At 37.4% G+C, this 12,199-nt stretch carries 13 protein-coding genes; 9 read left to right on the forward strand and 4 right to left on the reverse strand.

Annotated elements, in window-relative coordinates; all coding sequences use genetic code 11:
* Positions 1–74: 74 nt before the first annotated feature.
* Together ACYVJ6_RS11340 and ACYVJ6_RS11345 are read right to left on the reverse strand one after the other, a co-directional pair.
* The gene (locus tag ACYVJ6_RS11340; RefSeq protein WP_460694176.1) at positions 75–938 is read right to left on the reverse strand and encodes a universal stress protein; all 864 of its coding nucleotides are present in this window, start codon (positions 936–938) and stop codon (positions 75–77) included.
* Between the two features lie 23 nt (positions 939–961).
* The gene (locus tag ACYVJ6_RS11345; RefSeq protein WP_460694177.1) at positions 962–1,612 is read right to left on the reverse strand and encodes a BON domain-containing protein; all 651 of its coding nucleotides are present in this window, start codon (positions 1,610–1,612) and stop codon (positions 962–964) included.
* 203 nt (positions 1,613–1,815) lie between these two features.
* Here ACYVJ6_RS11345 and ACYVJ6_RS11350 point away from each other — a divergent pair, with 203 nt between their 5' ends.
* The 4 genes from ACYVJ6_RS11350 to ACYVJ6_RS11365 all read left to right on the forward strand — a co-directional run bounded on the left by ACYVJ6_RS11350 (position 1,816) and on the right by ACYVJ6_RS11365 (position 6,706).
* Positions 1,816–2,988 (forward strand): PAS domain-containing sensor histidine kinase, encoded by a 1,173-nt coding sequence (locus ACYVJ6_RS11350; RefSeq protein WP_460694178.1) that lies wholly within the window; start codon positions 1,816–1,818, stop codon positions 2,986–2,988.
* 226 nt (positions 2,989–3,214) lie between these two features.
* A complete protein-coding gene (locus tag ACYVJ6_RS11355; RefSeq protein ID WP_460694179.1) occupies positions 3,215–3,646 on the forward strand; it encodes an Hsp20/alpha crystallin family protein in 432 nt (143 codons plus the stop codon).
* Between the two features lie 61 nt (positions 3,647–3,707).
* Positions 3,708–6,134: a phosphoenolpyruvate synthase gene (gene ppsA, locus ACYVJ6_RS11360; protein ID WP_460694180.1), complete on the forward strand. Its 2,427-nt coding sequence runs from the start codon at positions 3,708–3,710 to the stop codon at positions 6,132–6,134.
* The gene (locus ACYVJ6_RS11365; protein ID WP_460694181.1) at positions 6,134–6,706 is read left to right on the forward strand and encodes an HdeD family acid-resistance protein; all 573 of its coding nucleotides are present in this window, start codon (positions 6,134–6,136) and stop codon (positions 6,704–6,706) included. Before ppsA ends, ACYVJ6_RS11365 begins: the two co-directional genes overlap by 1 nt.
* A gap of 3 nt (positions 6,707–6,709) precedes the next feature.
* Here the strand turns inward: ACYVJ6_RS11365 and ACYVJ6_RS11370 are convergent, their stop codons facing one another.
* Positions 6,710–7,087 (reverse strand): response regulator, encoded by a 378-nt coding sequence (locus ACYVJ6_RS11370; RefSeq protein WP_460694182.1) that lies wholly within the window; start codon positions 7,085–7,087, stop codon positions 6,710–6,712.
* Between the two features lie 221 nt (positions 7,088–7,308).
* Between ACYVJ6_RS11370 and ACYVJ6_RS11375 the strand changes: the two genes are divergently transcribed.
* The 4 genes from ACYVJ6_RS11375 to ACYVJ6_RS11390 are packed head-to-tail and all read left to right on the forward strand — an operon-like array spanning position 7,309 to position 10,618.
* Complete coding sequence (locus tag ACYVJ6_RS11375) at positions 7,309–8,079, forward strand: MlaE family ABC transporter permease (protein ID WP_460694183.1); 771 nt, start codon at positions 7,309–7,311, stop codon at positions 8,077–8,079.
* Between the two features lies 1 nt (position 8,080).
* On the forward strand, positions 8,081–8,854 hold the full coding sequence (locus ACYVJ6_RS11380; protein ID WP_460694184.1) for an ABC transporter ATP-binding protein: 774 nt from the start codon (positions 8,081–8,083) through the stop codon (positions 8,852–8,854).
* Between the two features lie 4 nt (positions 8,855–8,858).
* Positions 8,859–9,851, forward strand: coding sequence for an MlaD family protein (locus tag ACYVJ6_RS11385; protein WP_460694185.1), 993 nt, complete (start codon positions 8,859–8,861; stop codon positions 9,849–9,851).
* Positions 9,852–9,853: 2 nt separating this feature from the next.
* Complete coding sequence (locus ACYVJ6_RS11390; protein ID WP_460694186.1) at positions 9,854–10,618, forward strand: patatin-like phospholipase family protein; 765 nt, start codon at positions 9,854–9,856, stop codon at positions 10,616–10,618.
* Between the two features lie 11 nt (positions 10,619–10,629).
* On the opposite strand, the gene ACYVJ6_RS11395 is transcribed toward ACYVJ6_RS11390, so the two are convergent.
* On the reverse strand, positions 10,630–11,010 hold the full coding sequence (locus ACYVJ6_RS11395) for a hypothetical protein (RefSeq protein WP_460694187.1): 381 nt from the start codon (positions 11,008–11,010) through the stop codon (positions 10,630–10,632).
* Positions 11,011–11,414: 404 nt separating this feature from the next.
* Between ACYVJ6_RS11395 and ACYVJ6_RS11400 the strand changes: the two genes are divergently transcribed.
* Positions 11,415–12,197: a hypothetical protein gene (locus tag ACYVJ6_RS11400; protein WP_460694188.1), complete on the forward strand. Its 783-nt coding sequence runs from the start codon at positions 11,415–11,417 to the stop codon at positions 12,195–12,197.
* Positions 12,198–12,199 lie beyond the last annotated feature (2 nt).

The raw sequence follows: 12,199 nt of genomic DNA on the forward strand, positions 1-12,199 counted from the left end.
AAAAAACTCGGTGTCGTAAATATTAAAATAGCATCAGGAATAATTTAATCCAATATTAACCCTGATGCTATTTGCTATGCTAATTTTGAAGGTATTATTAATAGTGGTGTTTTTTGATGAGTTAAGGCATCTTTGGTTTTGCTCGCTTCGAGAATTCGGCTTAAAAACGAATCTTTATAATGAACCAGAGCAAGAACATCAGCTTTGGTTTCGTGACAAAGACGATTGAGCCTGTTTATTACATCTTTCCCTCTGATAGTTTTATGAGTGATGTTAGCGTCTCTTAAACTGTTAATCATCGATGCAAATACCACTTCCTGCCCAAAATCTTTTAAATCATCTTCATTGTTAAGGCTTACATGAACAACTTCTATCTCAAAGTGGAATATGTTCTGTAATTCTTCCAGATAATCAAGTGCTTTTATATCTTCTTCGTTAAAGTCAGTAGCAAAAACAACTTTTTTTATCCCTTTAAGGTCTGATTGAGGAGGAATGACAAGAACGGGGCGGGTAGTATGGTTTATAACCGAATTGGTATCGCTTCCTATCAAAATATGTTCTATAGTTCCGCCAGACCTGGCTCCCATTACTACCAACTCAATGTCTTTATGTTTTATGATATCCTCAACATCTTTTCCTAAATTACCTTCCCCGTTTGCGCAAGTAATTTTAGGTTTAAACTGTCCTTCAGCTAACTCATCATAACCGGCTTCCAGGTATTCTGCCAGTTTTTTAAGTTGATCTTTGCTCTCTTCGCTATACCACATAATACCTTCTGTAACTATAGGTCCACCGGCATAATAAGGTGTTGCCGGGGCCATAACAAATGAGTTAAATAATAAAATGTTGGCATGAAGATTTTCGCTCAGTGCCATGGCTGATTTTGCGGCGTGTTTTGCATTTTCAGAAAAATCAGTCAATACAAGTATGGTTTTCATTATCGTAAAGTTTAAGTGTAATATTATACTATAACTAATTGATCGTCTACCGTGGTTACTCCGGGCGAGCCCCACACCGCATTTTCAACGGCACATCTTTCTACCCACGATTTAGCGGTACCATTTAGTATAACTTTATTGCCAATGGTTTCTACTTTAATTTTGGCAGCTTCAAAATCGGCTCTTCTTTCAAGAGCCTTGCGTATATTATCTTTTACTATCGTGGTGTTAATTAGGGGTTTAACCGTAATAAAATTGTTAATCCACTTTACCCCTTTCAGATGCCTGATAGAATTAATTGCAGATTCTTTTTGATAGTTCCAATCTACTTCACCTTCTACAGTAACAGACCCGTCAGTTACTTTAATCTTAATTCTTTCATCTGGAATAGATGTGTGAGATTTAAGTGTGCGCACAATACTCTCGGCTATTTCGCTATCGGTTAATTTGTCACTTTTTGCAAGTCTTACTTCCAATTCTTCTGCAACTGCCTTTACGCCTTTAACCCGCCAGGTTGCTTTTTCAGCAGCAAACTTTTTACCATAATTACTTACATACCCGCTTAAAGTAACAACACCATTATGCACTGTTACTCCAATTTCTGCTGCGTTAAGAATGGGCTCCCACTGAAGCTCATCAATAACGTCTTGTTGAATTTTTGAATCTGTTTTCATAAGAATTTATTTTGATTGTTAATACTCAAAATTGGACTTACCTGCTTGATAAATAAATGATTGCCATCACTTATAATATTGATTGTCAATATAAAAAATGTGACCATCGTCATTGATTACACACAACAGAAGGTGAATATTTGCTATGCCAACAGCAAGACTTACCTGATTACTTTATAAGCATGTATAATAATATTCAGTTATTGAAATCTATTTTCGAAAATGTGATTGATGGCATATTGGTTATCGACCAAAAAGGCAATATCTTGTTGGTAAATCCTTCGGCATGTGCGTTATTTGGGTATACTAAAGATGAATTACATGGCAAAAATATTAGTTTGCTGATGCCACCACCTGAAAATAAAAACCATGATAAATACCTAAAAAAATACAAGCTGACCGGGCAAGCACACATTATAGGTATAGGGCGCGAAGTAAACGGACTTACCAAATCCGGCAACATTTTTCCGGCACGGTTGGCTGTAAGCGAAACCGTTTGCGATGATGAACCTGTTTATATCGGCATTATACATGATCTGAGTAAAGAAAAAGATGCCGAGGAGAGATTAAAACAGCATAACAATAACCTGGAAAATATAGTTGAGGAACGAACAAACTTTTTAAAAAACATTGTTAACACGCTGGAGCAGGCGAAAGAAGAAGTAAATACGTCGCTTGCAAAAGAACAGGAGATCAATAAACTCAAAACACGGTTTGTTTCAATGGCCTCGCACGAATTTCGTACGCCTTTGAGCAGTATCCTTTTATCGGCGTCATTAATAGAGTATTATTTTGACCGGCTGGAAAAGAGCAAGATTTTTTTTCACCTCGATAAGATAAAAACCGGTGTAAATAACCTGACTACTATTATAAACGATTTTTTATCGGTTGAGAAAATAGAATCAGGCAAGGTTAACGCTGTATTTAGTGAGTTTGATCTTGTTACGTTTTGCGAGGACATTGCTGAAGGCATGAAGATGCAGTTAAAGCATGGGCAACATCTTAGCTACATACACAAAGGAAATGCTTATAAGATAAAATCGGATAATAATTTACTGCAACATTGCCTGCTTAATCTTTTATCAAATTCAATTAAATACTCCGGTGATAACGGGATTATTGAAATGATATCTGATATTAATGGAAACATGTTCAATATTCTGATAAAAGACAATGGAATAGGTATTCCTGATCAAGACCAGGAACATTTATTTGAAGCATTTTTTAGAGCAGGGAATGCTAATGATATCCAGGGAACAGGCTTAGGGTTAAATATAGTAAAGCGTTATACCAATTTGATGAATGGCACAATAGACTTTAAAAGTAGTACCAAATCAGGCACTACTTTTACATTAACCTTTCCGGTAGGTTCTTAGCCGCATTTGAATAATCAATTCTTAGTGTGTTTGTGAAAAGCAGGCGTGTTGCACCCTGCTTAGATATTAGGGAGTATTGCGGCTGTATCTTTTTATGAGCCTTTAATAAAATTTCAGGGTGTGATATACATCACTATTCCAATTGATTAGCGTCATGGCAACACTAAATTTATGATCGCAGATTTGTCATATATATCTTTTATTAAATCATTAAACACAAATCATTATGTCAACTTTAGTAAAATCAAATGGCTTTCCGTCATTAAGGTCAATGATGGAAGATTTCTGGAACACAGAACGTTTTTTTGACAAAACACTTTTTAGCACCGAAACACTACCGGCAGTTAACATCCGTGAAACTAAAAACCTGTATAAGGTGGATGTATCAGCTCCGGGCTTTAAAAAGGATGAGTTTAAGATCACTACAGAAGATGGGCTGCTTACCATAAGTGCCGAAACCAGTGCAGAGAAAAATGAGGAAAAAGAAAACTATACAAGGAAGGAATTTTCAAGTTCTTCTTTCACCCGCACATTTAACCTGCCGGATAACGTTGTGGAAGATAACATTACCGCTAATTACCAGGACGGGTTACTTAAGATAGAGCTTAAAAAAGCTGATAAAAAAACAGCGACAAAAAAAGAAGTGAAAGTAAACTAAGCTAAGCAAGCCACCTGTACACCTGGTACAGGTGGCATTATTATTTTAATAAATCAAGGAAATGGAAAAGTTCATAAAAAAATTCAGCGAAATAAGTATAAATGATATAGCTGAAGTAGGCGGTAAAAATGCATCATTAGGCGAAATGTATAATCATTTAACCAATAAGGGATTGCTAATACCTGATGGCTTTTCCATTACTTCTACTGCATATAAATATTTTATCAGCTTTAATAAGCTTGAAGATAAATTGCAAAACTTGATGGACGGATTGGACAGAAAAGATTTTTCCAACCTTACTAAAACAGGCACAATGGCACGTGCACATATAATGAATGGTTTAATGCCTGCCGATTTAAAGATGGCCGTAATTGATGCTTACGATTATCTTTTTGATAATATGGAACAGGAAGTTGCAGTGCGTAGCAGCGCCACTGCCGAGGACCTGCCGGAAGCCAGCTTTGCCGGGCAGCACGAATCGTATCTGAACATACAGGGGCACCACGCTTTAATAAATGCTGTAATAAAGTGCTTTGCCTCGTTGTATACAGACCGCGCTATAAAATATCGCGAGGATAAGGGATTTGACCATAGTAAAGTATTCCTTTCTGTAGGGGTTCAGCAAATGATACGTTCAGACATCGGGTGTTCCGGCATTGGTTTTACTATTGAACCGGAATCAGGGTTTAAAGATGTGATACATCTTGCCGGAACCTGGGGCCTTGGTGAAAATATCGTTCAGGGTGCAGTTACTCCTGACGAGTATTTGGTTTTTAAACCATCACTAAAAAAGAATTTAAAAGCAATTATTCAAAAAAACCTGGGCAGCAAAAGTATAATGATGGTGTATGCCGACTCGGACGATTATGTAAACGCAACCATCAATAAAGATACCCCTTGGGAGATGCGGGAAAGGTTTGTTTTGAGTGATGTTGAAATTGAACAATTAGCAAAATGGGCGCTTATAATTGAAGATCATTACCAAAAACCGATGGACTTTGAGTGGGCGAAAGATGGCATTAACCACCAATTATATATCATACAGGCGCGGCCCGAAACCGTGCATAGCCAGGCAAAAACCTTACAGGTTAAAACCTGCAAGATAATTGAAAAAGGAGAAGAGCTGACAATCGGCGAAGCTGTGGGCAACATGATAACCAGCGGCGTTGCCAAAATATTATCCTCTCCCCAAGAAGCCCATAAATTAAATGCAGGCGACATATTGGTCACAGATGCTACCAGCCCCGATTGGGATCCAATTTTGAAAAAGGTAGCAGGTATTGTTACCAATAAAGGTGGCAGAACAAGCCATGCCGCGATTATTGCCCGCGAACTGGGAGTGGTTGCCATAGTTGGGACAGAAAACGCCACCTCTGTTATAAAAGAAGGTGAACAAATTACATTGAGCTGTGCCGAGAGTAAAATAGGATATGTGTACCGGGGCAAATTAAACTGGAAAGAAACAACTACCAAAATCAGCAATGTGCGTTTGCCCAAAACAATTAAGGCCCAATTGATAATTGGCGAGCCCGAAAAAGCTTTTCAGTTATCATTTTTCCCAAATGATGGAGTTGGTTTAATGCGTCTGGAATTTATTATCAATAACTATGTACAGATACACCCTATGGCATTGGTAAAATTTGACCAGGTTACCGACGAAATTGACCGTGTAAAAATTGAAAATCTAACCCATAACTACCCGGATAAAAAACAATACTTTATAGACAAGCTATCGCAGGGCGTTGCGACCATTGCCGCAGCTTTTTACCCCAAAGAGGTTATCGTGAGGATGAGCGATTTTAAAACAAATGAATATGCGGGGTTAATAGGCGGTAAATACTTTGAGCCCGAAGAAGAGAACCCGATGATAGGTTTCAGGGGTGCATCAAGGTATTACAACAAGCGCTATCAGGAAGGCTTTAAATTGGAATGTGAGGCTATGAAAGTGGTACGAAATGAAATGGGATTAACAAATGTGAAATTAATGATTCCATTTTGCCGGACCGTTACCGAAGGTAAAAAAGTGGTAAGCCTGATGGAAGAATACGGACTTAAACGTGGCACAAATGGGTTACAAATTTTTGTTATGGCCGAAATACCAAGCAACGTATTATTAGCCGAGCAATTTGCAGAAATATTCGACGGCTTTTCTATAGGTTCAAATGACCTTACTCAATTAACCCTGGGTATTGACCGTGATTCTGCAATGATAGCCGATTTGTTTGATGAGCAAAATGCTGCAAGCAAACAATTAATTGTTACCATGATCAATAAAGCCAACCAACTTCATAAAAAAGTTGGCTTATGCGGACAGGCACCAAGCGACTCAAAAGAGTTTACCCGAATATTGGTTGAGGCTGGTATTGATAGTATTTCATTTAACCCCGACGCACTGATAAAGGGTATTGAAAATATTAACGAAGCGCTACTAAAGCCGGCAGTAATACCTTCGCAAAAGCACAATGACACTTTACTAAAATTATTATAATGGAAACTTCAGCCGGCAATGTTGTTCGTAATATTATTAACCATTGGTGGTTGATATTGATAGCCGGTATATTGCTAACTGGTATAGGTATTTGGATCATTATATCCCCGTTTCAATCTTTCTTATCCCTTTGCCTGGCAGTTGCAATAGGTATGATAGCATCTGGCTGCTTTGAAATTCTTTTCTCTATTAAAAATCATAAATTGATCAAAGGATGGGGGTGGCTTTTTGGAGCCGGTATCATTGACCTGATCATTGGGTGTTACCTGTTTAATTATCCCTTGATTACCATGGTATTATTACCCTTAGTTGTAAGTGTCTGGATTGCTTTCCGGGGAATGATAGCCCTGGGCAACGCGCTGCAAATTCGGTCTTACGGATCCAAAAGTTGGAGATGGCTGGCATTAACTGCTGTAACTATTATTCTAATTGCCCTACTAATATTACTTTACCCTATATATGGAATTAAAGCATTAATATTTTGGACAGGTATAGCATTTATTTTATCGGGGCTGTTTCGCATTTACCTGTCATTTAAGTTCAAAAAAATAAAGGAGTTGAGAGAGCTATAAAGATCACATTAACTTATATTTTACCAGCACCCGGCTAACGCAATCTAATAATTCCTTTCCATCAAACGGTTTAATGAGGTACTCGCAATAACCAATTTGCTTTGCTCTATCTTTATCGGCATTTTCTGCATTCGCTGTCGAAAAAATAAAAGGGATGTTTTGGATATTCATGTCCTGCAGCAAAGTTTTAAAAACGGTATACCCGTCAGTTCCTCGCATAACAATATCACAAATGATCAAATCCGGGCGATGGCTTTTAGCAAGGCAGATCCCATCAGTTCCATTATCCACACTGATCACTTTGTAACCCTCCAGTTCAAGCAATTCAGCGGTGTTGTCACTGATATCTTTATTATCCTCAATATGCAATATAGTGACCATAGGCCTATTGTGATAAAATTAAGATAGGTGAATACAGGAAATCCCGTATAAGTATAAAATATTAATTAATAATATTCGCAATAGTTGTATACGATTTGATTTAAAATTAGTTACAACAGCTATCTGATTAATGCAGATGATATTTGTCACAATACTTGATGAGTTGCATCATTAAAATAAAAAAAGTGTCGCCCTATCTTTATTAAAATTCTTTGTTAGCTATGGCATTACTTCCAGACACAATTAATTTTTTTGATGAAACGGGCAATATAGCAAGGTTTACCGGGCGTTTTTTTTCGATGGGTATTAAACCCCGATTCGAGTTCAAAGAATTATTAAACCAATGCTATACAATTGGCTATAAGTCTCTGCCATTAATAGCCCTAACCGGCTTTATTATGGGATTAGTTTTAACTATGCAGTTGCGTCCCCCTTTGGTGGATTATGGAGTGGAATCGCAACTACCAGTTATGGTAGGAATAGCGATAGTTAGAGAGATTGGCCCGGTAATTACGGCTTTAATTTTTGCAGGGAAGATAGCCAGTAGCATTGGTGCAGAATTAGGCTCAATGAAAGTAACCGAACAAATTGATGCTATGGAGGTGAGCGGCACCAATCCATTTAAATACCTGGTAGCTACACGCGTGTTGGCAACTACTTTAATGCTGCCGGTTTTAACTGTAATGGGTGATGCAGTATCATTATTTGGAGCTTATATAGGCGTAAATATTCGGGCGGTTACCAGTTTCAACTTATTCTTTACACAAGTATTTCACGGTCTCAATTTCGATGATGTCATACCTGCTATTGTAAAAACATTTTTCTTTGGCTTTGCAATTGGTATAATTGGCTGCTATAAAGGATATAACTCCAGTAAAGGCACCCGTGGAGTGGGTAATTCTGCAAACTCTGCTGTGGTTTTGTCTTCTGTACTCATTTTCATTATTGATTTGCTGGCAGTTCAAATAACAGATCTATTTGGCCTTAATTAATATGAAAACAAAAGAAATCATTACCGATGCGAAACATGAAACCAATAATGCACCGGTTATTATAATTGACCACGTATTTAAAAAATTTGGTAAAAATGTGGTGCTAAATGATTTCAGTCTCACCATCCGGAAAGAAGAAAATGTAGTAGTATTAGGAAAGTCAGGTTCGGGTAAATCAGTGTTGATAAAATGTATTATAGGCTTATTAAAACCTGATAGTGGGAATATACTCGTATTTGGCGATAACATTCCTGATTTAAGTTATGAGGCTCTTGATAAGATGCGTACAAAAATAGGATTCTTATTTCAGGGTAATGCACTTTATGACTCTATGACGGTAAGGGAAAATCTTGAATTTTCGTTACGCAGGCACCGTATGGATTTGTCGCAAAAGGAAGTAGATAATTTAGTAATTGAAGCCCTTGAAAATGTTGGTTTGACACATACCATTGAAATGATGCCTGCAGAGTTATCGGGCGGAATGCTCAAACGTGTGGCCCTGGCGCGCACAATGATTCTTAAACCTGAGATCATTTTATATGATGAGCCCACTACAGGGCTTGACCCGGTTACAGCCAGGGAAATAGATAATTTAATATTAAAACTACAGCAAAAGTATCATACATCTTCCATCATAATTACACATGATATGAATTGCGTTAAAAACACTGCCGATAGGGTGGCATTACTGCTTGATGGCAAATGTTACGCAGAAGGCACTTACCAGGAGTTTGAGCATTCAACAGATAAAAACATCAGGCAATTTTTTGAATAACATTATGGCAAATCAAGAAAAAAATAATATTAAACTAGGAGTTTTTGTATTAACAGGTTTGTTTGTACTTATATTATCCTTTTATATGATGGGTAAAAACCACAACCTGTTTGGAAGCAACTTTGTGATCAAAGCACACTTCGCTAACTTAAACGGATTGGTAGAAGGTAACAATGTGTTGTTTTCGGGGATACAGGCGGGCACTGTAAAAGACATCAAATTAATCAATGATACAACTATTGAGGTGACCTTATTAATTAATAATAAAGTTCGTTCCTACATCCATAAAAATGCCATCACATCTATCGGTACCGAAGGCCTTATGGGCAATAAAATTGTAAATATTTTGCCCATGAAGGGTGCCAGCTCAAAAGTAGAAGAAGGTGATCTACTGGCCAGTCAAAAAATGATCAATACGGATGAAATGCTTCAAACTTTATCTAAAACCAATGATAATATAGCCTCTATATCTGAAGCTTTAAAAGTCACCGTTTTACAAATTAATAATAGCGCTATGATGGAAATGTTAAATGATAAAGGCATAAGCACGAGTTTGAAATCATCATTAACCAACATCAATAAAACAACTGCGAATGCTAAGCAAATAACCAATAGTCTAAATACTATAGTAGCACAAATAAAGGAAGGCAAAGGCGGTGCAGGTATTTTATTGACAGATACCGCCTTTGCCGGTAATTTAAAAAGTGCAATGGCTAAAATTAAATCGGCCAGCGACAACGCTAATAACCTCACCATTCAATTAAATAGCATAGCAGCTAATATGAAACAAGATTTAACCCATAGCAAAGGGCCATTAAATACGATATTAAGAGACTCGGCCGCAGCCAAAAATATTACCCTGACGTTGGAAAATATACAAAAAGGAACCGATGGCTTCAATCAAAATATGGAGGCGCTAAAGCATAATTTTTTATTTAGGGGGTACTTTAAAAAATTAGAAAAACAGCAGGAAAAAGAGAAAGCACAAAAAAAATAATTATGCCAACCATAGGACTGGTACTTTCGGGCGGCGGAGCCAGGGCGATAGCGCATCTGGGTGTGTTGCAGGGGCTGGATGAATTAGGCATCAAACCTAATGTGATATCGGGAGTAAGTGCCGGTGCAATTATTGGCGCTTTATATGCAGCCGGATATTCTCCAAAGCAAATATTAGATCTAATTAAAGAACACTCTTCGGCCAGCCTTGCTAAAATGGTTTTATTCTCCGGTGGATTGTTCACTGCCCCAGGGTTAAAACTCATATTAAAGTCTACTATTTCAAAAGATAAATTTGAGAGCCTTAATCTTAAATTGTTTGTTACTGCTACTGACATTTGCAGTGGAACCGCTGTAACATTTTCTAAAGGACCATTATACGATGTGTTAATCGGATCTTCATCTATTCCGTTAATATTTGCGCCCAAAAAGCATGGTAAATTATATCTTGTAGATGGTGGAGTACTTAATAACCTTCCGGTAAAATGTATCAGGGATAAATGTGATATTATTATTGGGGCAAATGTAAATAAGGTTGATAACCAGTTTAAACAGTTAGACAGGTTAAACGTGCTCGACAGGTGCTTTCACCTGGCTATTTCAGATCAAGTAACACTGAATGCAGCATTGTGTGATATATTTATTGAAGCACCATTGCGCAACTACAATATGTTTGACTTGAAACATGCTGATAAGATATTCAAAACGGGATATCGTGCACTAATGGAAAAGCAAGCACAGGTTGTTAGCCTGTGCTTATCTAAATAATAATAAAAAAATCACATCCATTTTGCAGCAAAGCGGTTAAACTCATGCCTCATTTCGTTGAATAATTTTTCTTCAGTTATATATTGTTCATTTACATTATCGTATTCAACGGCTGTATCTTCGCTTACAAAAACACGCGTTTTGTGTAACTGCGATTCAATGCTTTTAAGGTCACTTTTGATACGATGTTTTATTTCGTCTAAATAATTGCTATGTATTAAAAATTGGTTTTGGAAGTGTTCAACCTGTTGAGATACTTCTTTGCTGGTATTGTCTGCAGCAATTTCTTCCAAACGGCCTTGCATAATACTTAACTCCTGTTTGTAAAATTCAATTCCCCTTAAATAATCGTTATTAAGGTTTGCAATGTGGCTGATATTAATCTGTTCCATGATATATGTGTGATTTACTGTTTGATTGTTTTATTTGATGCTAAGTAGATGCTGTACTTCAACAGAAATAAGGCTGTCTCGTGATTGCGCACACGTTACCTGGTTTTCGGCAACTATGAAAAACCAACATATAATAGCCGTTCGGTAACGTAAAATCCAGCTTCATATTAATAAATTTTATAGCATAAAATTGGTATTTACTTACCTTATAAAAAATGACAGTCGTCATGTTGCGTGTTGATGTAAAACACCTTACCTGCAATATTCAGCCCGTTCAATATTTCTTGCTTTAAATTGATAGCCAGCCAGGTACAACTGACTAACCTCACCAATCTGTATGACCCAAATCATATTTTAATAAGACATTATTGATAAACTTTACCCTAAACAATTGCAGGTGCACTATGAAAACAATCCTTATCATTGATGATGGTACTTCAGCAGTAACTGTTGCTACCAAATTGGCTATGCACATAGCAGGCATGATTCAGGCAGAATTAACGATTGCTCAAACCTTCCATAAAAGTAAAGCGTCTACTCCTAAGGTTTTGGCGGGAAACTACCATTTTGATACCGGTAATGACTATATCGGAACACAAAATTTGCGGAAAGAAATCAAGACAGTTCAAATGCCCGGGGCCAACCCTGCTGATCTGGCTAAACTGGCCTTACAGATGGACTGTTGGCTGGTGATAAAAGGTTGTAGCGAAATAGGTGCCGGATATAAAGCTCCGGACATGCAGAGTTTGCTTAATCAACTCCGTTGCCCGCTATTGTTAGTGCCCGAAAGGTGGGCAGGTCACCAAATACACCGTATCACCTATATAGCCGATTTACGCTACTGCCGGCTAAATATAATGCGTTATCTAACAACAATGGCTAAGTCATTGCACGCAGGGCTGTCGCTTGCACACATAAGTGCTAAAGACTTACCTCCAATTGATGAAAAATATAGTCGCGAATTATTTGCTGAGATCGCGTACAACTCACAAAGTTGCTTTGCGACTTTTAACAATATCCGGGAAGTCGATATTCACCGCGCTGTGGACATTATAATTAATCACCTTCATAATGACCTGATTGTTTTGATCAATCATCGCTTTCATTTCAGGGAAATTATTGGGGATAGATTAACAGATCGGTTGCCTAAACAAATCAATATACCGGTACTGCTTTTTCCTATTTGACA

The organism is Mucilaginibacter puniceus, assembly GCF_054783175.1.